This is a genomic window from Streptomyces bikiniensis (genome assembly GCF_000716625.1).
Lineage (GTDB): Bacteria > Actinomycetota > Actinomycetes > Streptomycetales > Streptomycetaceae > Streptomyces > Streptomyces bikiniensis.
This window is the reverse complement of record NZ_JNXJ01000004.1, coordinates 41,776-62,955: the sequence shown is the minus strand read 5'-3', so window position 1 is coordinate 62,955 and position 21,180 is coordinate 41,776. Positions and strand designations below refer to the sequence as shown.

16 protein-coding genes and 1 pseudogene are annotated in these 21,180 nt (G+C 74.5%); 11 read left to right on the top strand and 6 right to left on the bottom strand.

Going from position 1 to position 21,180, the window contains the following annotated elements:
* Positions 1-237 precede the first annotated feature (237 nt).
* The 4 genes from OO47_RS03615 (at position 238) to OO47_RS03600 (ending at position 4,999) form a co-directional block, all read left to right on the top strand.
* Entirely contained in the window at positions 238-1,542 is a 1,305-nt protein-coding gene (locus tag OO47_RS03615) for an ABC transporter substrate-binding protein (RefSeq protein ID WP_030212171.1), read from the top strand.
* A gap of 92 nt (positions 1,543-1,634) precedes the next feature.
* Positions 1,635-2,615: a carbohydrate ABC transporter permease gene (locus tag OO47_RS03610; protein ID WP_030212169.1), complete on the top strand. Its 981-nt coding sequence runs from the start codon at positions 1,635-1,637 to the stop codon at positions 2,613-2,615.
* On the top strand, positions 2,612-3,532 hold the full coding sequence (locus tag OO47_RS03605) for a carbohydrate ABC transporter permease (RefSeq protein ID WP_030212167.1): 921 nt from the start codon (positions 2,612-2,614) through the stop codon (positions 3,530-3,532). Before OO47_RS03610 ends, OO47_RS03605 begins: the two co-directional genes overlap by 4 nt.
* Positions 3,533-3,595: 63 nt before the next feature.
* Positions 3,596-4,999, top strand: a complete 1,404-nt coding sequence (locus OO47_RS03600) for a GH1 family beta-glucosidase (protein WP_030212166.1) — start codon at positions 3,596-3,598, stop codon at positions 4,997-4,999.
* An 84-nt stretch (positions 5,000-5,083) separates the two neighbouring features.
* Here OO47_RS03600 and OO47_RS03595 read toward each other — a convergent pair whose 3' ends face one another.
* Both OO47_RS03595 and OO47_RS03590 read right to left on the bottom strand, forming a co-directional pair.
* Complete coding sequence (locus OO47_RS03595) at positions 5,084-6,448, bottom strand: carbohydrate-binding protein (protein WP_030212164.1); 1,365 nt, start codon at positions 6,446-6,448, stop codon at positions 5,084-5,086.
* A gap of 142 nt (positions 6,449-6,590) precedes the next feature.
* Complete coding sequence (locus OO47_RS03590) at positions 6,591-7,538, bottom strand: LysR family transcriptional regulator (RefSeq protein WP_033207962.1); 948 nt, start codon at positions 7,536-7,538, stop codon at positions 6,591-6,593.
* 154 nt (positions 7,539-7,692) lie between these two features.
* Here OO47_RS03590 and OO47_RS03585 point away from each other — a divergent pair, with 154 nt between their 5' ends.
* Positions 7,693-8,358: a GOLPH3/VPS74 family protein gene (locus OO47_RS03585; RefSeq protein WP_030212160.1), complete on the top strand. Its 666-nt coding sequence runs from the start codon at positions 7,693-7,695 to the stop codon at positions 8,356-8,358.
* Positions 8,359-8,651: 293 nt separating this feature from the next.
* On the opposite strand, the gene OO47_RS03580 is transcribed toward OO47_RS03585, so the two are convergent.
* Together OO47_RS03580 and OO47_RS03575 are read right to left on the bottom strand one after the other, a co-directional pair.
* Positions 8,652-9,635 (bottom strand): DUF4232 domain-containing protein, encoded by a 984-nt coding sequence (locus OO47_RS03580; protein ID WP_063831874.1) that lies wholly within the window; start codon positions 9,633-9,635, stop codon positions 8,652-8,654.
* 161 nt (positions 9,636-9,796) lie between these two features.
* Positions 9,797-10,978 carry an FUSC family protein gene (locus OO47_RS03575; RefSeq protein ID WP_051715866.1) on the bottom strand — a complete coding sequence of 394 codons (1,182 nt, stop codon included), beginning with the start codon at positions 10,976-10,978 and terminating at the stop codon, positions 9,797-9,799.
* A gap of 168 nt (positions 10,979-11,146) precedes the next feature.
* On the opposite strand from OO47_RS03575, the gene OO47_RS03570 reads away from it, so the two are divergent.
* Complete coding sequence (locus tag OO47_RS03570; protein WP_030212154.1) at positions 11,147-12,409, top strand: amidohydrolase; 1,263 nt, start codon at positions 11,147-11,149, stop codon at positions 12,407-12,409.
* Between the two features lie 42 nt (positions 12,410-12,451).
* Here the strand turns inward: OO47_RS03570 and OO47_RS03565 are convergent, their stop codons facing one another.
* On the bottom strand, positions 12,452-13,918 hold the full coding sequence (locus tag OO47_RS03565; RefSeq protein ID WP_030212151.1) for an aminotransferase class I/II-fold pyridoxal phosphate-dependent enzyme: 1,467 nt from the start codon (positions 13,916-13,918) through the stop codon (positions 12,452-12,454).
* A 270-nt stretch (positions 13,919-14,188) separates the two neighbouring features.
* Here OO47_RS03565 and OO47_RS03560 point away from each other — a divergent pair, with 270 nt between their 5' ends.
* The 3 genes from OO47_RS03560 (at position 14,189) to OO47_RS03550 (ending at position 19,364) form a co-directional block, all read left to right on the top strand.
* Positions 14,189-15,973, top strand: a complete 1,785-nt coding sequence (locus tag OO47_RS03560; protein ID WP_030212148.1) for an N-acetylglutaminylglutamine amidotransferase — start codon at positions 14,189-14,191, stop codon at positions 15,971-15,973.
* Positions 15,946-18,108 (top strand): S9 family peptidase, encoded by a 2,163-nt coding sequence (locus OO47_RS03555; RefSeq protein WP_030212145.1) that lies wholly within the window; start codon positions 15,946-15,948, stop codon positions 18,106-18,108. The genes OO47_RS03560 and OO47_RS03555 overlap by 28 nt, the downstream gene beginning before the upstream one ends.
* Positions 18,109-18,269: 161 nt before the next feature.
* Entirely contained in the window at positions 18,270-19,364 is a 1,095-nt protein-coding gene (locus tag OO47_RS03550) for a carboxylate-amine ligase (protein ID WP_030212143.1), read from the top strand.
* Between the two features lie 183 nt (positions 19,365-19,547).
* Here OO47_RS03550 and OO47_RS03545 read toward each other — a convergent pair whose 3' ends face one another.
* Positions 19,548-19,907, bottom strand: coding sequence for a hypothetical protein (locus OO47_RS03545; RefSeq protein WP_030212140.1), 360 nt, complete (start codon positions 19,905-19,907; stop codon positions 19,548-19,550).
* Between the two features lie 183 nt (positions 19,908-20,090).
* Between OO47_RS03545 and OO47_RS38700 the strand changes: the two are divergent.
* Together OO47_RS38700 and OO47_RS37585 are read left to right on the top strand one after the other, a co-directional pair.
* Positions 20,091-20,384 (top strand): annotated as a pseudogene (locus OO47_RS38700) (GntR family transcriptional regulator); the annotation flags it as partial.
* Positions 20,361-21,149: an ATP-binding cassette domain-containing protein gene (locus OO47_RS37585; RefSeq protein WP_407696278.1), complete on the top strand. Its 789-nt coding sequence runs from the start codon at positions 20,361-20,363 to the stop codon at positions 21,147-21,149. The pseudogene OO47_RS38700 and the gene OO47_RS37585, both read left to right, overlap by 24 nt.
* Positions 21,150-21,180: the final 31 nt, after the last annotated feature.

Here is a 21,180-nt window from a genome sequence, read left to right as displayed (position 1 = left end):
CGGGAGTCCGGAAGTCCGGCCTCCAGAATGGCTGAGAGCGCTCTCAGAGTGACGGAAACGTAAAACCCGCGAAACGAGCGTGTCAAGAGGTTGAACACGGACGGGAGTCGGGATCTCTTCTCGTCCGTTACGCCTTCGAGCCTTGACGGATGCACCACCGCACGGGCACGCTCCCCACGCACGCTTGAGAGCGCTCTCAACCGCTCTCGCTCGTTCCGGAGCCAAGGGAGGCTTCCCATGCCCATCGCCCGAGCCGCCAAGAGAGCCGTCGTCCGCCTGGGTGCGGTCACGCTCGCCGGGGCCCTGCTCGCCGCCTGCGGCGGGTCGTCGGACGACTCGTCCTCGGACAGCGCGGGAGGGAAGGTCACGATCACCGTCGACCTCTTCGGCTCCTTCGGATACAAGGAGGCCGGGCTCTACGCGGAGTACGAGAAGCTCCACCCCGGCGTCACCATCAAGCAGACCGACACCGAGGACGAGGCCGACTACTGGAAGTCCCTCCAGACCCGGCTCGCGGGCGGCGCCGGCCTCGCCGACGTGCAGGGCATCGAGGTGGGCCGCATCGCCTCCGTCGCCCAGCAGCAGGCCGACCGCTTCGAGGACCTGAAGAAGTACGGCGCGGACTCCCTGAAGGACCAGTTCGCCCCCGCCAAGTGGGCCGCCGCCACCGGCAGGGGCGGCGAGGTCCTCGGCCTCGGCACCGACGTCGGCCCCGAGGCCATGTGCTACCGCACGGACCTCTTCGAGCAGGCCGGGCTGCCCACCGACCGCGAGGAGCTCGCGAAGAAGTGGGCCACCTGGGACGGCTACCTGGACCTCGGCAAGCAGTACAAGGCGAAGGCCCCCGCCAAGAGCGCCTGGCTCGACAGCGTCGGCAGCCTCTACTCGATCATGATCGGCCAGGAGAAGGAGCGCTACTACGACGCCTCCGGGAAGCTGATCTGGGAGCAGAACCCGGCCCTGCGCTCCGCCTGGGACCACGCCGTCCAGGCCGCGGACGCCGGTCTGAGCGCCAAGCTCGACCAGTGGTCCCCGCAGTGGAACCAGGCCTTCTCCGCCGGGTCCTTCGCCACCATCCCGTGCCCCGCCTGGATGCTCGGCTACATCAAGGGCCAGGCCGGCGAGGCCGGCAAGGGCAAGTGGGACGTGGCCGAGCTGCCCGGCGGCGCCGGCAACTGGGGCGGCTCCTACCTGGCCGTGCCCAAGGCCGCGAAGCACAAGAAGGAGGCGTACGAGCTGATCAAGTGGCTCACCGCCCCCGAGCAGCAGACCACGCTCTTCCAGAAGCAGGGCAACTTCCCCTCCGCCACCGGCGCCATCGAGAAGGTCGCCGACGCGAAGGACCCGTTCTTCTCGAACGCCCCCATCGGCAAGATCTTCGGTGAGGCGGCCAAGGAGGCCCCGGTCCAGGTCCTCGGCGTCCACGACCAGAACATCGCCCAGCAGATCACCAACGCCCTGAGCGAGGTCGAGCGCAAGGGCACGGCACCCGAGAAGGCCTGGTCGAACGCCAAGAAGGGCGTCGAGAACACCATCGGCTGACCCGCGCCGCCGGACGGACGCCCCCCGACGTCACCGAGGGGGTCCGTCCGCCCCGCCTCCCCCGCTCCGACCCCACACCGAAGGGCCGCACCGTGACCCTCACCGCACCCGAGACACCGGCCGGTCCCCGGCAGGCCCGGCCGAAGCCGGCCGCGCCGCCCCGGCGGCCCGGACCCGCCCGGCGGACCTGGCAGAAGGTCTCCCCGTACGCCTACGTCGCCCCGTTCTTCACCCTGTTCGCCGCCTTCGGCCTCTTCCCGCTGATCTACACGGCCTTCGTCTCGCTGTACCGGGTGGAGCTCCAGACGCCCGGCGACATGGAGTGGCGCGGCCTCGGCAACTACACCGCGCTCTTCGGTGACGAGTACTTCTGGACCTCGCTGCGCAACACCTTCACCATCGGCGTGCTCTCCACCGTGCCGCAGCTGGTCATGGCCCTCGGCCTCGCGCACCTCCTGAACTACCGGATGCGCGGCCGCACCTTCCTGCGCACGGCCGTGCTGCTGCCGTACGCCACCTCGGTCGCCGCCGCCACCCTCGTCTTCGCCCAGCTCTTCGGGCGGGACTTCGGCCTCATCAACTACGCGCTCGGGCTCGTCGGCGTCGACCCGGTCGACTGGCAGAACGGCACGGTGGCCTCGCAGATCGCCGTGTCGACGGTCGTCGTCTGGCGCTGGACCGGCTACAACGCGCTGATCTACCTGGCCGGCATGCAGTCGATCCCGAACGAGCTGTACGAGGCGGCCGCGATGGACGGGGCCTCGCGCTGGCGCCAGTTCTTCCACGTCACGCTGCCCGGGCTGCGGCCCACCATCCTCTTCACCGTCATCGTCTCCACGATCGGGGCGACCCAGCTGTTCGGCGAGCCGCTGCTGCTCGAAGGGTCGATCTCGGGCGGCATCTCGCACCAGTACCAGACGCTCGGGCTCTACATGTACGAGCAGGGCTGGGGCTTCTTCCACCTGGGCCGGGCCGCCGCCATCGCCTGGGTGATGTTCCTGCTCATCGTGGTGCTGGTCGGGGTCAACGCCCTGATCGCGCGCCGCCGTTCCCGCAAGGAGGCCGGCCGATGACCGCGCCGATCGCCCCGGCGGCGCCCGCCGCTCCCCCGGCCGCCCCGCCCGCCCCGGAGCCGGGCCGGGCGCCGCGCCGGGGGGCCTCCCGGGCGGGCCGCACCCTGCACGCGGGCCCGCTCGCGTACGGCATCCTGATCGTCGCCGTGCTGTTCTCGGCGTTCCCGTTCTACTGGACGATCGTCGCCGCCAGCCGCTCCAACGCCGATCTGGCGAAGGTCCCGCCGACGCTGCTCCCGGGGCCGAACCTGATCAAGAACTTCGAGGCGGTCCTCGAAGAGGCCGACATCGGCAAGGCGCTGCTCAACTCGTTCCTCGTCTCCGGCTCGATCACCCTCGGCACCGTCCTGTGCTGCACCCTGGCCGGCTTCGCCTTCGCCAAGCTGCGCTTCAAGGGCCGGGGCGCGCTGCTCGCGGTCACCGTCGGCACCATGATGATCCCGCCGCAGCTGGGCGTGATCCCGCTGTTCATGCTGATCGCCGAGCTGGGCTGGGTGAACCAGCTCCAGTCGGTGATCCTGCCGGGCCTGGTCTCCGCGTTCGGGGTGTTCTTCATGCGCCAGTACCTGGTGCAGTCGCTGCCCGACGAGCTGATCGAGGCGGCCCGGGTGGACGGCGCGTCCACCGCCAGGATCTTCTGGTCGATCGTCGTGCCGATCGCCCGGCCCGGCATGGCCGTGCTCGGTCTGCTGACCTTCATGGCCTCGTGGAACGACTTCTTCTGGCCCGTCGTCGCCCTGACCTCCTCCGAGCCCACCGTCCAGGTCGCCCTGCGCCAGCTCGGCGGCGGGTACGTCCACGACCAGTCCGTGATCATGGCGGGCACGCTGCTCGGCACCCTGCCGGTGCTGCTCGTCTTCGGCCTGCTCGGCCGGCAGATCGTCGGCGGCATCATGCAGGGCGCCGTCAAGGGCTGACCGCCCCCCCCTCTCCTCCCACCCCTCCCCGCCGAACGTCTCACCCCAGGGAGTTCCCACCCCATGACCGCGCTCGACGCCCGCACCGACCCGGCGACCACGCTCCGCTTCCCCGAGGGCTTCCGCTGGGGCACCGCCACCGCCGCCTACCAGATCGAGGGGGCGGCGGCCGAGGACGGCCGCACGCCGTCCATCTGGGACACCTTCAGCCGTACGCCGGGCAAGGTCCGCAACGGCGACACCGGCGACATCGCCGCCGACCACTACCACCGGCTCGACGAGGACGTCGCCCTGATGCGCCGGCTCGGCGTGACCGACTACCGCTTCTCGATCGCCTGGCCCCGGGTCCAGCCCACCGGGCGCGGTCCGGCCGTCCGCAAGGGCCTGGACTTCTACCGGCGCCTGGCCGACTCCCTCCTGGAGGCCGGGATCCGGCCCGTGGCGACGCTCTACCACTGGGACCTGCCGCAGGAGCTGGAGGACGCGGGCGGCTGGCCGCACCGGGAGACCGCACACCGCTTCGCCGAGTACGCGGGCATCATGGCGGACGCGCTCGGGGACCGGGTGGCGACCTGGACCACGCTCAACGAGCCGTGGTGCGCCGCCTTCCTCGGCTACGGCAACGGCGTGCACGCGCCGGGCCGCACCGACGACCTGGCCGCGCTGCGCGCCGCCCACCACCTCAACCTGGCGCACGGCCTGGGGGCGCGGGCGCTGCGCGGCGCGCTGCCCGCCTCCGCCGAGGTCTCCCTGACCCTCAACCTGCACGCCGTACGGGCCCTCACGCAGGCTCCCGAGGACCTGGACGCGGCCCGCCGGATCGACGCCGTCGGCAACCGGATCTTCCTGGACCCGGTCTTCCACGGGCGGCTCCCGGAGGACCTGGTCCGCGACACCGCGCCGGTCACGGACTGGGCGTTCGTCCGGGACGGCGACCTGGAGGCGGCCGCCGCGCCGATCGACTCGCTCGGCATCAACTACTACTCCCCGTCCGTGGTCGCGGCGGGCTCCTCGGAGTCGCCGTCGCCGTGGGCGGGCGCGGAGCGGCACGTGCGGTTCGTGCCGGCGCCGGGGCCGCGCACGGCCATGGACTGGCCGGTGGACGCGGACGGCCTGCACGAGCTGCTGATCCGGCTGCGGGACGAGCTGCCGGGCGTACCGCTGGTGATCACGGAGAACGGGGCGGCGTACGACGACTACGCCGACCCGTCGGGGAACGTGAAGGACCCGGAGCGGGTGGCCTATCTGCACGCGCACCTGGCGGCGGTGCACCGGGCCCTGGAGGACGGGGCGGACGTGCGGGGCTACTTCCTGTGGTCGCTCCTGGACAACTTCGAGTGGGCGTACGGCTACAGCAAGCGGTTCGGCATCGTCCACGTGGACTTCGCGACGCAGCGGCGGACGCTGAAGGACAGCGCCCGCTGGTACGCGGAGGTGATCGCCCGGGGCGGCCTCGCGGAGGAGTGACGGCCCCGGGAACGCGAGGAGGGGGTGCCTCGGCACCCCCTCGGAGCCGCGGCACCCCCGGTCACCGCGAGGACGGACCCCGTGTCAGACGCGCTGCCACAGGGCGGGGACGTTGGACGGTTCCCAGCCGGTCTGGGCCTGGTGGCCCTGGAGGCAGCGGTAGGTGGAGCCGCCGTAGGTGACGGTGTCACCGGCCTTGTAGACCTTGCCGGCCGCCCAGGTGCCGCCCGGCTCCGGCTCGGGGCCGGGACCCGGGCCCGGGTCGGTGGTGGTCTTCAGGGTCAGGCCGTAGTTCTGGAGGATCGGGTTCAGCGGCTGGAAGAAGGTCGTGCCGCCGCTGGAGCAGTTGCCGGAGCCGCCCGAGGTCACGCCCTGGGCCTGGCTGCCGGAGATGTACGAGCCGCCGGAGTCGCCGGGCTCGGCGCAGACCGTCGTGCGGGTGACGCCCGAGATGGTGCCCTCGGGGTAGGTGACGCTGGTGTTGTGCTGCTGCACGGTGCCGCAGTGCCAGCCGGTGGTCGAGCCGGAGCGGCAGACGGAGGAGCCGACGGGCTGCAGGACCGAGCCGGTCACCTGGACGTTGGCGCCGCCCGCGCCCTTCACGTACGGGGTGGCGGTCCAGTTGGAGTTGGTGGCGACCCAGGCCATGTCGCTGCCGGGGAAGACCGAGGCCTGGAAGCTGCCCTGGGCGACCTGGTTGTAGCCGCTGGTGGAGGTGCCGGCGCGACCGCAGTGGCCGGCCGTGGCGAAGCCCTGCGTGGTGCCCTTGGTGATCGGGAAGCCGACGGAGCAGCGCCCGCTGCCGTTCATGTAGTACGCGTCGCCGCCCCGGAGGTCGTACAGCGGGCGGGGCGCCTCGGCGGTGCGGACCACCTTCACGAGGTCACGGGGGACGCCGGTGGCGGCGACGAGCCGCGCGCCGGCCCCGGCGCGCGCCTCCTCGACGACGAGGACGTTGGCCCGGACGTCGACGTAGCGGACGGGCACGTCGGCGGTGGCGGCCCGGTCCAGGGCCTCCTTGGCCCGCTCCAGGGCGCTCAGACCGTGCGTCACGACCTCGGCGTGCGCGCCCGCGGCGCGGATCGCGGCGGCGTCAGCGGCGCGGGTGGTGGCCACGGTCAGGGTGCCGGACTCGGCACCGTCCACCCAGGCGCCGGCGAAGGCGCCGCCCAGGTCCAGGCGGAGCCCGGCGGCGCGGGCCCCGGCCTCGGCCTCGTTGGCGAGCCGGTTCTCGGCCTGGGCGCGGGTGAGACCCAGGTCGCGCTGCATGGCGCGGAGGAGTTCGGGCTGGGCCGAGGCGGCGCCGAGGGCGTCGGCGGCCGTTCTGACGGTGGGGGCGCGGTCCTTGTCGTGCGGCGCCGCGGTGGCGGAACCGGCCTGGAGGCCGGCCAGTGCCAGGCCGGCGGCGGCCAGCACGGTACACGCCGTGCGGGCGTGTCGTCGGAGCATGGGGAGTCTCCTCGGTTGGCGGTGGGGGATCTGCTGAAACCGTAGGGATCCCGCCGGGGAGACGGCAGTTGCCAGTCGGCCCCTGCCACGGCGTTATGGGCGGGGGCCGAAGGGGCGGTACGGACGGGGGTTCGGGTGCGCGTCAGCGCGGGGTGCCCTCGCGGGGCGCCGGGGTCGTCGTGCGGCCGGCGCTGCGGGCCAGGGCCTCCTCGTGGGCGGCCCTGGTGTGGTGCAGTACGGCGGCGGCGCGGCCGGCGGCCCGGCCCTCGGGGTGCCAGCCGAGCAGGTGGCGCCAGATCAGCGGCGCGCCGGCGAGGGGCCGGGTCACGAGGCCGGGGGTGACGGGGAAGGTGGCCCGGCACAGGCCGACGGCCCGGCCGACCTGGACCAGGTGCACACAGGAGGCGGTGTCCGTCTCGTACACGCAGGCCGGGGTGAACCCGGCGCGTACGCACGCGGCGGCGAAGCAGTCGCCGAAACAGCCGTCGCCCGGCACGTCGGTCCAGGCCTCCGCCGCCAGTTCGGCCAGGTCGATCTCGGCGCGGGGCGCCAGCGGGTGGTCGGCGGCCAGCATCACGTAGACCGGATCGCGGGCGACCTCCGTCCAGGCGAGCCGGCCCGCCTCGGGCGGGCCGCTCTCGCCGCAGACCCCGACGAGGGCGAAGTCGAGCCGGCCCGCGACCACCCCGCCGGCGATCTCCCGCTCCGACCAGGAGGTGTACGTCGTGACCGGCGCCCCGGGGTCGGTGCGGGCGATCCGGTCGACGAGGCCGCCGAGCAGCGGGCCGTGCGTGCCGCCGAGCCGGTAGCCCTCCGCCCCGTCCCGGGCGAACCGCACCGCCTCCTCCTGGAGTTCGCACACGGCGGGCAGCACCACGCGGGCGCGTTCCAGGACGAGGTCGCCGAGGGCCGTGGTCCGCACGCCCTCCCGGCCCCGCTCGAACAGCTCGCCGCCCAGGGCGCGTTCGATCCGCTTGAGCTGGGCGCTGAGGGCGGGCTGCGCGAGGCCGAGCGCGGTGGCGGCGCGGGTGAGACTCCCCGCGTCCGCGATGGCCCGGATCGTCTTGAGGTGCCTCAGCTCCAAGTCCATACGGAGAGCTTGGCGTCCCGCGCCCGGGAGGTCCAGACCAACGACGGCCCTCCACGACGGGAACCAGGGGGAAACGTTCCGCCGTCCTTCCGTGCGAGAAGACGGCCGGCCGGAAGAACGGGCGCCGGGAACGTACGACAGCAGGAGGTACCGGGTGACGGTCACGCTCGCGGAGGAGATCATGCTGCTCTCGCTCGACGACGGGTCGGGTGCCGCGAAGGAGAAGCAGTCCGCCGCGTGGGCCGTCGCCGGCGGCCTCCTGCTCGACCTCGTCCTGGCCGGGCGCGTGGCGGTCGACGGGGGACGCCTCCGGGTGGCGGACAAGACGCCCACGGACGTCCCGCTCCTCGACGAGCGGCTGCGGCTGATCACCGAGTGGGCGGGGCGGAGGAGGCGGGCCCCGAAGGCCACGGAGTGGCTGACGAAGGACTGCCCCAGGGCCGTGAAGGCCACGACCGAGAGCCTGCAGGGGCGGGGGCTCGTCCGGGCCGAGCAGCGCAGGGTCCTGGGGCTCTTCCCCGTCACCCGCTACCCGGAGGCGGACGGCTCCGTGGAGCGCGAGCTGCGGGACCGGCTGGGGGCCGTGGTCCTCGGCGGCGCCGAGCCCGACACGCGCACGGCGGGCCTCCTCGCCCTCGTGCACGGGGCGAAGCTGCACCGCGTGGCCTTTCCCGACGTGCCGCGCAGGGAGATCGCCCCGCGCCTGGAGGAGATCGCGGCCGGTCAGTGGGCGGCCGAGGACGTGCGCCGCGCGATCCGCGACATGCAGGCGGCGATGGTCGCGGTCATGGCGGCCACGATGGTCACGGTCACGAGCTGAGGGCTGCCGGGGACGGCCGCCGGGGACTGGGCCGCCGGGGAGGGCGGCTGTTGGGGGGCGGCCGGGACACGGCACGGTTCCGACCGGGCGGGGCCGCCGGGGAGGGCGGCTGTTTTGGGGGGCGGCCGGGACACGGCACGGTTCCGACCCGGGCGGGGCCCGGGGCGATCCCCACGGCTCGCTCCGGGTCCGGCCCGGTCGGGTCCCGTCCCCCTCCGTCCGGGCGGGCCCGGAGCGGCGCGTGCCGGGAGCCGTCCCGGTCCGCCGGCCCGGATCAGCCTGCCGTCCGCCGCTCACGTCCCGCTGTCGTCCCGCTGACGTCCGCCGGGCCTCGCCTCTCCCGCCCCCTTCTGCTCCTTCCTCGCCTTCTTCCAGGGGCCGACGCCGAGCTTCCCCGTCGTCCCCAGGTCGAATTCGGGGGTCACCATCACCGGGGCGGCGCCGGGCTGCGCCCACACGCGCGCGTAGGGGGCGTTCACGGGGCCGTCGGTCACGCCGTCCACGGTGTTGCGCCAGACCAGACCCGCCTGGGCGCGCTCGCCCGGCGCGAGGACCAGCCGCTCGGGGGCGCCGTCGGCCCCGGTACCGGACGCGATCGCGTCACCCCCCTTGAGGACCGCCACGCCGTCGACCCGGTCGTGGGCCTCGTCCAGGACCTCGACGCGGGGGTGGCCCTCGATGCGGTACGGCCGGGTGCCGCAGTTCTCCAGGTGGAGACCGACGACGCGCAGGCCCATGGCGGCGTCGCCGTCGTCGGCGTACACGCGCACGCCCGTGGGCGGGCAGGTGCCTCCCCGGGAGGGCTCCTCGGCCACCGGGACGCTCCGCACCGTGAGGACCTTCGCGCGCACCTGCCCCGTCTCCGCGTCCGGATGGATGTCGTCGGGGACGACGGTGCGGCGCACGGTCCGGCCGGGGGCGACGTCCCGGACGGTCTCCTGCGGCATCGCGAGACCGGTGCCCGTCTCCGCCGACAGGAACTGGAGCGTGACCGTGTAGGTGAGGGGCTCGGTCCCGCGGTTGGTGACGGAGTACGTGGCGCAGGGGCGGGTCCGGCCGGCAAAGGGTTTCGTGCCCGTACCGACGATCACGACCTCCTCGCCGTCCGGCGAGCCCGTCCCGGCGCCGGCCGTCCCGGTGCCCGTCCCGTCCCCGCAGTCCTGCGCGGCGGAAGGGCTCGCGTCGGTGGCGGTCCCCTGTCGTTCGGTCCCGCAGGCCGTGAGCAGCAGCAGGCCGATGGCGGGAAGGAAGGCGGCGGGGAGAAGGGTGCGGCGCATGGGGAGAGTTGATCAGCCCCTCCCCGCCCCGCCTGTGACGGAAGCCACCCTTCCGGTAACAGGCCTGTCACAGGGGTGCGGGGACCGGCCGTGCGTTCCTGGCGGCAGAGGCCGACGGGCCGGTCGCGCGGACTGGCGCATCGGCCGTGCGTGTCGGCGTCTCAGCCGCGCGTGTCGGCGACGAGGTCCGACGTGTGCCTGATCTCCTCCAGGATGCGCGCCGCCTCCACGAGGACCGTGCCGTGCACGGGCCACTCCCCCTCCCGGCCGGACCGGGCGGTGGTCACCACCTCCTCGTAGCGGCGCTCGGCCTCCTCGACGCGGCGGCGGAGCCGGGCGGGGTCGTCCGGTCCCCGGGGCGGGGCGAGGCATTCGAGCCCTTCGGCGGTGGCGTGCAGCAGTTCGGCGTAGGAGGCGGCGAAGTCCGCCGAGACGGACGCCTCGAAGGCACGCCGGGGCCCGGACGGCTCGGGGGTCCGGGGCTCGTACGTCAGGGCACGGCCGATGGAGCGGACGTGGGTGCCGATGCGCTCGATCATGCCGATGGTCTCGTGGCAGCGCCGGAGGGACGCCTGGGCGCTGTTCCAGGGACGGCGGGGGTTGAGCCTGGCGTTCTCCTGCTCCCTTTCGAGCACGGAGCGCGCGTCCGCCGCCTGTGCGGCCAGCTCCTCGCAGCGGCGCGGCCAGTCCTCCCCCCGTACGTCCTCGCCGGCCGTCTTCCGCTCGGCGGTTCCGGCCAGGTCGCGCAGGAGGGTCTGCGTGCGGGCGGTCAGCTCCTCGACCCGGCGCCGTGCCGTGTCCGTGTGCGGCGGGGGAGCGACGGCGAAGTGGGCGGCGAGGCCGCAGCACACCCCGATGGCGGCGGACGCGACCAGATGGCCGATGTAGTCGACCCGTCCGCCGCCGCCCGCGAAGGCGAAGAGGGCCACCACCGGGATCTGGGCGCCCTGCCCTCCGAGGAGGCGGAGGCGGGCCACCCCGAGGGCGACGAAGACCAGGACGCAGAGGGTCCAGGCGTGGACGCCGACGGTGCTGCCGAACCCCGCCGCCACCGCCGTGCCGACCGCCATCGCGCCCAGGTACTGGGCCGATTCCCACACCGAGCGGTAGACCGTCGCCTGGAGGGCGAGGAGCGCCGTGAACGGGGCGAACGCCGTGACGTTCACGGGCAGCAGCCACGAGGAGAGGCACCAGGCCACGGTCGCGGCGGCGGCCCCCTTGACCAGGAGCAGCACTCCGTCGCGGGCCTCGCCGGGTCCCCGTACCGCCTCCTCGAGGGACGTGCGGACGGTGTGCCACCGGCGCCGGCACCAGTCGCCCGCCCGGGTCTTCGATTCGGACACGCCTCTCCCGTCCTCGGTGCATGCTCGTGTCCGCCGCTCCTACCCGTCCCGCGGGGATGTACGTGCGCGTTCCGGGGCTCCGGAGACGAAGCGGCCGCTCCGGGCATCGTGCGCGCCGGACGTGGAAGACGCGGGGTGTCGGCGACCGTTCGCATCGGAGGAGGCCCCATGTCCCGCACCCCGGAAGCACGCGCTCCCGAGGCCCGTGACCCGGAGTCCGTGTACGCCCGCGTCCGGGAGGAGGTGGCCGCCCGGGCGGACCGCCTCTGGGACGTGGGCCTCGCGTTGCACCGCGAACCCGAGACGGCCTACGAGGAGCACGGGGCGTCCCGGCTCCTCGCGGACGAGCTGGAACGGGAGGGGTTCCGGGTGGAGCGCGGCGTGGCGGGGCTGCCGACCGCCTTCGCCGCGCGCGCGGGCGGCAGTGGAGGAGGCGAAGGGGGCACGGCGGGCGGGAGGCCGTGTGTCGCCCTGCTGATGGAGTACGACGCGCTGCCGCTGCTCGGCCACGCCTGCGGGCACAACCTGATCGCGGCGGCCGGGCTCGGCGCGGCGCTCGCCGCGCGGGCGGCGCTCGGTGAGGGCGGGGACGGGACCGGGGGGACGCTGCTCGCGGTCGGGGCCCCGGCCGAGGAACGCGGCGGCGGGAAGGTCGCGGAGGTGGCGGCGGGCCTGTTCGAGGGGGTGGACGCGGCGCTGATGTTCCATCCCGGCGTGTACGACTGGAGGTGGGCCCCGCTGACGGCCAGCGCGCAGATCAGGGTGGGGTTCCACGGGCGGGCCGCGCATCCGACGGGCAGCCCCACGGAGGGGATCGACGCGCTCGGCGCCCTGATCCAGCTGTTCAACGCGCTCGGCGTGCTGCACAAGCGCCTGCCGTCCGGGTCGCACGTCCAGGGGATCGTCACGGACGGGGGCCGGGCCACGAACATCGTCCCCGAGTACGCGGAAGGCCTCTTCGGGCTGCGCGGCGGGACCACGGCCGCCCTGGAGGAGCTGGTGGAGGAGCTGCGCACGTGCGCCCGGGGCGTGGCCCTCGCCACCGGGACGACGGTGGAGGTGACCGACGCGGCCGGCCGCTACGAGCACTTCCGGGACAACGACGTGCTCTCCGGTCTCTTCGCCGGGCACCTGGAGCGGTCGGGGATCACGCTGTCGGAGCCCGTGGCGGGCGTCTACCTGGGATCGTCGGACATCGGGAACGTCAGTACGCGCGTGCCCGCGATCCACCCGTTCCTCGCGATCATGGGCGCGGACGGTTCGGACCACACGCCGGAGTTCGCGGAGGCGGCCGCCGGGCCGCGGGCGCGGCGGGCGATGCTGGCGGCGGCCGAGGCGCTCGCCTGCACGGCGGTGGACGTGCTGCTGCGGCCCGACGTGCCGGAGCGGGCCTGGGACCGCTTCCGGGAGAAGGCCGCCGCGGGACTGTGACGGTCATCCCGCCTCCCCCGGCGCCGGGGGAGGCGGAGGGTGTCAGTCCTCGACGGTCACGCGTACGGTCCTGACCTCCGTGTCGGCCGCGTCCGGTACGACCATTCCGGCCTCGACGCCGCTGCGCAGGTACTGGAGGACCTCGGCGTTCAGCCTCTCGCCGGGCAGGGCGGCGGGGATGCCGGGCGGATAGGGCGTGAGCATCTCGGCGGCCACCCGTCCGACGGCCTTCTCCAGGGGCACCTGCTCGACCCGCCCGAAGAAGGCGTCGCGCGGCAGCATCACCTGCTCCAGGCGCAGGTCCGCCGGGTCGGGGACCTCCACCCGGGGCGCGGGGCGCAGCTCGTCGGCGTGCGCGGCGGCGTCGCGCAGGGCGTCCAGCAGGAGCTGGGCGCTGTGGATGTCGTCCGCGTGGGTGAGCTGGGCGCTGGTGCGGCGGTGGTCGGACAGGTGCAAGTTGACGTGGTGGCGCTCGCGGATCCAGTCGGCGACGCGGTAGCCGGTGGTGTCGAGGCCGGTGACGTCCACGATGACCTGGAGGGGGTCGAGGTCGGCCGCGCGGCCGGGGCCGCAGAAGTCGTCGCGCCCGTGGACGCGCATGCCGTCGAAGCCGTCGATCCGCGTCCGTACCGTCTTGGCCAGGGAGAGCGCGTCGTCGTAGAGGGCGTGGCCGTGCTGGACCATCTGGCGGCGCCAGCCGTCGAGGGCCGCGTACATGAGGACGGAGGGGCTGGTGGTGCCCAGGAGGTCCTCGCGGTTCTTGAGGACCTCGGGATCGATCAGGTCGCCCTGGAGGTGGAAGACCGAGCCCTGTTCGAGGCCGGAGCCCATCTTGTGCACGGAGGTCACGCACACGTCCGCGCCGGCGTCCATGGCCCAGGTCGGCAGGTCCGGGTGGAACGGCAGGTGGGCGCCCCACGCCTCGTCGACGATGAGCGGCACGCCGTGTTCGTGGCAGGCCTCGGCGATGGCGGACAGGTCGGAGCAGGTGCCGTACGGGGTCGGTGTGGTGACCAGGGCGCCCCGGGCGTCCGGATGCTCGGCGAAGGCGGCGCGGAAGGCGTCGGCGGACGGCGGGTGGGCGAGGTGGAGTCCGGCGTCCCACTGGGGGTCCACCCAGACCGGCACGATCCCGGCGAGGACGAGACCGGACACCACGGACTTGTGCGCGTCCCGTCCCACCAGGAGCTTCTCGTGGGGTCCGGCGACGGACAGCATGGCGGCCTTGACCGAGAGCGAGCTGCCGCAGGTCGAGAAGAAGGTGTGCTCCGCGCCGACGGCGTCCGCCATCAGCTCCTGCGCCTTCTCCACGACGCCCCTGGACGACGTGCGGTCGTCCAGACCGCTGGTGGCCAGCACGTCGGACCGGAAGACGGCGTCGCCGAGGACCGCGCGCACGCGGGCGTCCGCGCCGCGGCCCTGCTTGTGGCCGGGCGGGGTGAAGGGGGTCTGGTTCTCCGCGTGATAGGCGGCCAGCGCGTCGAGCACGGGTGCTTGTGAGTGGTCCATGCTGCTTCGACTGCCCCGCCGAATGGGACAAAAACCCCAGGTGGCGAGGACGGAGGGTGTACGCGGCGTGACGCTCCGGAAGGCATGATCCCGGCCCTGCCGGGCACTCGCGATACGGAGCGGGTCGCCGTGTGCTCCGTACCGAGGGGCGCGCGGACGCCTGCTCCCTGTCTTCGAGGAGTCTGCAGTGAGCGATGCACATGAGGTCGAGGAGGGCTGCGAGGCCCCGGACGCGCCGGGGGCGGCGGGGGAACGACGGACGGATGTGACATGTGCGGTCTGAGCGGTGAGATACGTTTCGACGACCGGCGGCCCGACGTGGCCGCGGTCGAGCGCATGACCGATCGCCTGGCGGCCCGGGGCCCCGACGGCCGGGGCGTCTGGTCGCAGGGCCCGGTGGCCCTGGGGCACCGCCGGCTCAAGATCATCGATCTGTCCGAGCGCGGCGCCCAGCCGATGGCGGACGCCGAGGCCCGGCTCACGGGCGTGTTCAACGGGTGCGTGTACAACTACCAGGAGCTCCGGCGGGAGCTGGAGACCCTGGGGCACCGGTTCTTCTCCACCTCGGACACCGAGGTGGTCCTCAAGGCGTACCATCAGTGGGGCGTCGACTGCGTCGACCGCTTCAAGGGCATGTTCGCGTTCGCCATCGTGGAGAACGACACCGGCCGGCTCGTCCTGGCCCGCGACCGGCTGGGCATCAAGCCCCTGTACCTGTCCCACGCCCCCGGCCGGCTGCGGTTCGCCTCCACCCTGCCCGCGCTGCTCGCGGGCGGCGGCGTCGACACGTCCCTGGACCCGGTGGCCCTGCACCAGTACCTGAGCTGGCACGCCACGGTGGCGGCCCCGCGCACCGTCCTCAACGGGGTGCGCAAGCTGCCGCCCGCCACGGTGCGCGTGGTGGAGCCGGACGGCACGTACCGCGACCGGGTCTACTGGCAGCCGTCGTACACCCGCCGTGCCGAGTACGCGGGCATGGACGCGGCCGACTGGCGCGACGCGGTCCTGGACGCGCTGCGGACGGCGGTGCGCCGCCGGATGGTCGCCGACGTGCCGGTCGGCGTGCTGCTCTCCGGCGGCCTCGACTCGTCCCTGATCGTGGCGCTGCTCGCCGAGGAGGGCCAGCGGGACCTGGCGACGTTCAGCGTCGGGTTCGAGTCGGAGGGCGGCGAGGAGGGCGACGAGTTCGCGTACTCCGATCTGATCGCCCGGCGCTACGACACCGAGCACCACCAGCTGATGGTCCCCTCGGACCGGGTGTCGACCGCCCTGGACAGCGCGGTCCTGGCCATGAGCGAGCCCATGATCAGCCATGACGTGGTGGCGTTCCACCTGCTTTCGGAGCTGGTCTCCAAGGAGGTGAGCGTGGTCCAGAGCGGCCAGGGCGCCGACGAGGTGTTCGCCGGCTACCACTGGTACCCGGACCTGGCGTCCGTGCCGCGCGAGCGGGAGCCGGAGCGGTACGCGGAGGTGTACTTCGACCGTCCGCACTCCGACTTCGCCCGGATCCTGCAGCCGCACCTGCTGACCGGCCACGACGAGTCCGGCCGGTTCGTCCACGAGCACATGGCCGCGCCGGGGGCCGAGACCGCGCTCGACGCGGCGCTGCGGCTCGACACCCACGTCATGCTCGTCGACGACCCGGTCAAGCGCGTGGACAACATGACCATGGACTGGGGCCTGGAGGCCCGGGTGCCGTTCCTGGACCACGAGCTGGTCGAGCTGGCGGCGGCCTGCCCGCCGGAGCTGAAGCTGGCCCAGGGCGGCAAGGGCGTCCTGAAGGACGCGGGCCGCAAGGTGCTGCCGCGCGAGGTCGTGGACCGGCCCAAGGGCTACTTCCCGGTGCCGGCCATCCGCCACATGGCGGGGCCCGTCCTCGAACGGGTGCGTCAGGCGCTGTCCGCGCCGGAGGCACGCGCGCGGGGCGTCTTCCGGGACGAGTACGTCGCCGAGCTGCTCTCCGCCCCCGACCACCACCGGACGAAGCGAGGAGCGAACGCCCTGTGGCACGTGGCGTTGCTGGAGATATGGCTGCAGACGCACGGGATCGACTGATCGGGGCGATGTCGGCGGCGCCCGTGCCGGTGCCGCTGGCCGACGCGGCCGGGGCCCGCGACACGCCCCGGCCGCTGGTGGCGCACGGCTGCTGGTACCCGTCCGCGGACCCCACGGGCGAGTGGGTGGCGTTCATCTGCGACCGGACGGGCGTCCCCCAGCTGTGGACCGGGGCCGTGAACGGCACGGAGATCCACCTCCTCGACGCGGACCCCGACCCGGTCACGGAGGTGTCCTGGTCCCCCGACGGGCGCTGGATCGCCTACACGGTCGCCCCGGGGGGCGGCGAGCACACCCGCGTCCTGTGCGTACGGCCGGACGGCACCGGCCGCCGGATCGTGGCGGGCGCGGACGCGGGCAGCTCCGCCTATCTGGGCTGCTGGACGCGGGACGGCTCGGCCGTGGCGGTCACGGTGGCCGAGCCGCCTCCCCCGACGGGCCCCACGGTCCGCGCGGTCCTTCCGGAGCCGTCCGCCCCGGACCACGGGACGGCGTTCGGGGACCTGCCCGCGGGCTGGGCGGAGCGCGACGGCCCTGCCACGCTGCTGGGCGGCGCGGGGCACGGGGAGGTGGGACCGGACGGCGGCGGGCCGGGGCACGGGCCGGAGGGCCCGGTTCACGAACCCGGTGCACCGGACCGCGCGTCGGACGCACCCGTCCACGAGGAGGGCGGCCTGGACGGCGGGGCGCAGGACCGGCTCACCGCGTACCTGGTCGACCCCTCCGGGCTCGGATCGCCCGTGCTCGTCGCCGCCGAGTCGGGGGCCGCGACGCTGCGGGTGTGCGACGTCGACCAGGACGGGCGGTTCGCCCTGGTGCGCCGGGGTCCGCGCGGCCGGCGGGAGGCGGTGGTGGTGCGCACCGCCGACCTCACGACCGGGTCCGTCCTGCGGGTCGGCGACGGGGACCCCTGGATCGGCCGGTTCTCGCAGGACGGCCGCACCCTGTGGCTGCGCAGCGACCACGAGCGGCGGTTCGCGGCACTCCTGGCGGCGACGCTCGACGAGGACGGCGGGCGCGTCGGCCTGTCCGTGGTGGCCGAGCGCGAGGACAGCGACCTCGAACTCCTCGCGTTCGCCGAGGACGGACGCACGGCCGCGCTCGCGTGGAACGTGCGGGGCGCGAGCGAGCTGGAGGCCCTGAGCCTGTCCACGGCGGCCCGGCCCCGGGAGGTGCCGCTGCCGCACGAGGTGGTCACCCGGATCACCCGGGCCGGACCGGGCGGCATGGTCCTCGCCCTGTCGGGCTCGCAGCGCCGCCCTGGCGTGTGGTGGGCGCCTCCCGGGGCCGGGACGCTGTCGGCCCGCACGCCGTGGTCCTCGCGGGACGAGGACGCCGTGCCCCCGGGGAGGCCGCCCGTACGGCCCGTGCCGCTGCGGCCGACGGCCCGGGACGGGCTGCGCCTGGGCGGCTGGTACTACCGGGCGCCCGGGCGCGACGCCGGGCGCCCGGGCCCGTGCGTGATCCATCTGCACGGCGGGCCGGAGGAGCAGGAGCGGCCGGTGTTCGACCCGCTGTACCACGAGCTGCTCGGCCGGGGCCTGGACGTCTTCGCGCCCGACGTGCGCGGCTCGTCCGGCTGGGGCAGGCCGTTCGTGGACGCCGACCTCGGTACGGGGCGGTTCGCGGCGATCGACGACGTGGCCGACTGCGCGGCGCACGTGGTCCTGGAAGGCCTGGCCGATCCGACGCGCCTCGCGGTGATGGGGCGCTCGTACGGCGGCTATCTGACGATGGCGTCCCTCGTGTGGCATCCGGAGCTGTTCCGCACCGGGGTCGCGGTGTGCGGGATGTCGGACCTCTCGACGTTCTTCGCGGGGACGGAGCCGTGGATCGCCGAGTCGGCGGCCCACAAGTACGGGCATCCGGTGCGCGACCGGGAGCTGCTGCGCTCCCTGTCCCCCATGAGCCGGGTCGACGCGCTGCGCGTGCCGCTGCTCGCGGTGCACGGCGAGCACGACACGAACGTCCCGCCGGGCGAGTCGGAGCAGATGGTGCGGGCCGCGCGGGAGCGGGGCCTGCCGGCGGAGATGCTCACGCTGCGCGACGAGGGGCACGAGTTCCGGCGGGCGGACAACCGGCGGCTGTTCCGGCGGGCCGCCGCCGACTGGATGCAGCGGCATCTGGGCCTCTGAGGGGGCTCCCCCTCGCGGTCCGCAGCCGGGCGGTGCGGCGGGCGGCGCGGGCCGGCGTGTTCCCTCACCGTCCGCAGCCGGTCGGTATCGCCCGCGTGACCTGCGGAAAAGGGATGCCGCAGGACCGATTCCCCCGGCCGATCGGGGGTAGTCGGGGAGGCATGATCACTATTGGGGTCGAGGAAGAGTACTTGCTGCTCGATCCGGACACATGCCTTCCGGTGCCGCTCGGGGACCAGGTGCGCGCGTCCGCCGGACTGCAGCCCCTCGTCGAGGGTTCCGAGGTGCAGTCGGAGCTGCTCCAGGCGCAGGTGGAGGTCGCGACGCCGGTGTGCACGGACCTGGAGGAGGTCGGCGGCCACCTGCTGCGCCTGCGGCACGCGCTGGGCATGGCGGCGGAGAAGAGCGGCTGCCTGCTCGCCGCCTGCGCGACGGCCCCCTACCGGGAGACGGCGCCCGTGCCGGTCACCCGCAAGGCCCGCTATCTGGCGATGTCCTCCCAGGCCCCGCAGCTCGTGGCGGAGCAGCTGGTCAACGGGATGCACGTGCACGCGGCCGTGCCGGACCGCGAGATGGGCGTCGCCGTCCTGAGCCGCATCCGGGTCTGGCTGCCGGTCCTGGTGGCCATGTCCGCGAACTCCCCCCTGTGGGACGGCGGCGACACCGGGTTCGCCAGCTGGCGCACGGTGATCTTCGGCCGGTGGCCGGTCAGCGGCCCGCCGCCGCGCTTCACCTCGCTCGCGGACCACGAGGAGCGCGTGCGGTCGCTGCTCGACACCGGCATCATCACCGACACCGGTCAGCTGTACTGGCAGGCCCGTCTGTCCGACCGGTATCCCACGGTCGAGGTGCGCTGCGCCGACGTGCAGCTGCGCGCCGACGAGGCGGTCATGTTCGCCGGGATCGTGCGGGCGCTCGTCGCCACCGCGATCGACGAGGAGAAGGCCGGGGCGCCGCTCCCCGACTGCTCGCCCGAGCTCCTCCAGGCGTCCAACTGGCACGCCGCCCGGCACGGTCTCAGCGGTCTGCTCGTGGACCCGGAGGGGCGGTCGCGCCGGGCGGGCGACGTGCTGTGCTCGCTGCTCGAACACATCACGCCCGCCCTGGACGAGTCGGGCGACACCCGTGAGGTGTCGTCCCTGCTGCACCGGCTGCTCCAGAAGGGCACCTCGGCCGACCGCCAGCGTCGCGCCCTGGCCGAGGGCGGTCTCCCGGGCCTCGTCGAACTGATCACCACGGAGACGGTCGCTCCCTGAGCCCCGACCTCGGCCTTCCGCCGGGGCCGGGCGGCCGGCGCTCACCCCGGGAGCCGGGGAAGGGCTTCCCCGTCGCGCGGTTCGCGGCGCTGTTCGAGCCGGAAGAGGCAGCCGCGCAGACAGGCCTCCGGACCGCGGGTTCCGGTATCCGGTCACGCCCCCTCCTGTACGAGTGCGTCGCCGTCACCAGACGAGGACCCCGCCGCCCTCCGCCCTGGCGCGCAGCGCGGCGGCGACGATGTTCTCGAACCGCTCGGCGACGTGGTCGGCGCGGTAGCCGCCCTGTTCGGCGAGGTGGTCGAGGTGGGGGCGCAGCGTCTCGCACTCGGCGAGGAAGGCGTCGATCTCGTCCCGTTCCACGGTGAGGTCGCAGCCGTCGAGCCGTGGGAAGAACCGGGCGCCCAGGGCGCGGACCGCCTCTGAGCCCCACAGGCGGGCGCGGGTGCTCTCGAATCCGGCCAGGTGCCGGCCGCCCGGGGGGTCTTCCAGGAGGACGCGTTCGCCGTCGGCGCCGCGTACGAAGGTGTGTACGAGAAGGCTCATGCGCCGATCCTCCGGGGAACGTCCCGGCGCGTCGACCCCATTACTCCCCCGCGGCCCGGCCGACCGGGATCCGCATCGTGGGCGGCCGACCGTCCACGTGGTGGGCGGACGGGTGGCGGAACTCCCCGCCCCTCCGGCGTATCCGCTGGTCAGGGGCGTGCGGAGGGGGCGTCAGGTGGCGCAATGTTGCGGCAACACCACCGGCTCCCGTCCGCCGCTACGTTCCGTGTCATGCCCGCCGAACACGCTCCCGCCGCCCGCCCCGTCGCCGCCGCCCGCCGCCGGCGCCTCCGGGCGGACCGGGCGCGGCAGCTCGCCGACCTGCTGCGCCACCAGATCCTGGCGGGCGGCTTCCCCGGCGGGGTCCTCCCCCTGGAGGACGTCATCGCGGCCGACTACCGGGCCAGCCGGAACACCGTGCGGCAGGCCCTGGACCTGCTGCGCGGCGAGCAGTTGGTCGACCGGCAGCCGGGGGTCGGCACGGTGGTGGTCGGCGAGAAGTACCCGCACGGCCTGGACCGGCTCCAGGGGCTCGCCAAGACCCTGCACGAGCACGGCCGGGTCACCAACGAGGTGCGGACCGTGGGGCCGGTCGGGGCGCCCGGCCCGGTGGCCCACCGGCTCGGCCTTCCCGAGCACTCCGACGTGCTGTGCATCGAGCGGCTGCGGCGCCTGAACGGGCTGCTGCCGCCCCTGGAGGGGCGGGTCACGCAGGACGGGGAGCCGGTGCGCGGGCCCGGCGCCGACCGGGCGCTCGTCTTCCAGCACGACGCCCTGCTGCCGTGGCGGACGGTCCGCGCCAACGTGGAACTGCCGCTCGCGATCCGCCGGGTGCCCCGGGCCGAGCGGCGCCGTTCGGCGGAGGAGTGGCTGGAGCGGGTCGGGCTCGCCGAACACGCCCTCAAGCTGCCGCACCGGCTGTCCGGCGGACAGCGGCAGCGGGTCCAGCTGGCCCGCGCCCTGGCCGGGCGGCCCCGCGCGGTCCTGATGGACGAGCCGTTCGGCGCGCTCGACGCGCACACCCGGGCCGGGATGCAGGACCTCCTGGTGGAGATCCTGCGCGGGACGGGCGCGACCGTCGTCTTCGTCACCCACGACGTGGACGAGGCGCTCCACCTCGGCGACCGGGTCGCCCTGTTCGCGTCCGGCGAGGTCCTGGACGTGCCGCACCCCCGTGCGCGGGACGCCCTGCGCGCGCCCGCGACGGCCGCGCTGCGCCGTCGCGTCCTCGACTCCCTCTGACCGATCCGTCCCGGCCGGCCCCGCCCGGACC

Excerpts from the sequence above, each read along its gene's own strand:
- OO47_RS03590 (WP_033207962.1), bottom strand. The coding sequence starts at position 7,538 with ATGGACTTGGAGCTGAGGCACCTCAAGACGATCCGGGCCATCGCGGAC.
- OO47_RS03560 (WP_030212148.1), top strand. The coding sequence starts at position 14,189 with ATGTGCGGTCTGAGCGGTGAGATACGTTTCGACGACCGGCGGCCCGAC.
- OO47_RS03550 (WP_030212143.1), top strand. The coding sequence starts at position 18,270 with ATGATCACTATTGGGGTCGAGGAAGAGTACTTGCTGCTCGATCCGGAC.
- OO47_RS03580 (WP_063831874.1), bottom strand. The coding sequence starts at position 9,635 with ATGCGCCGCACCCTTCTCCCCGCCGCCTTCCTTCCCGCCATCGGCCTG.
- OO47_RS03615 (WP_030212171.1), top strand. The coding sequence starts at position 238 with ATGCCCATCGCCCGAGCCGCCAAGAGAGCCGTCGTCCGCCTGGGTGCG.
- OO47_RS03555 (WP_030212145.1), top strand. The coding sequence starts at position 15,946 with ATGGCTGCAGACGCACGGGATCGACTGATCGGGGCGATGTCGGCGGCG.
- OO47_RS03595 (WP_030212164.1), bottom strand. The coding sequence starts at position 6,448 with ATGCTCCGACGACACGCCCGCACGGCGTGTACCGTGCTGGCCGCCGCC.
- OO47_RS03600 (WP_030212166.1), top strand. The coding sequence starts at position 3,596 with ATGACCGCGCTCGACGCCCGCACCGACCCGGCGACCACGCTCCGCTTC.
- OO47_RS03545 (WP_030212140.1), bottom strand. The coding sequence starts at position 19,907 with ATGAGCCTTCTCGTACACACCTTCGTACGCGGCGCCGACGGCGAACGC.
- OO47_RS03570 (WP_030212154.1), top strand. The coding sequence starts at position 11,147 with ATGTCCCGCACCCCGGAAGCACGCGCTCCCGAGGCCCGTGACCCGGAG.
- OO47_RS03565 (WP_030212151.1), bottom strand. The coding sequence starts at position 13,918 with ATGGACCACTCACAAGCACCCGTGCTCGACGCGCTGGCCGCCTATCAC.
- OO47_RS03605 (WP_030212167.1), top strand. The coding sequence starts at position 2,612 with ATGACCGCGCCGATCGCCCCGGCGGCGCCCGCCGCTCCCCCGGCCGCC.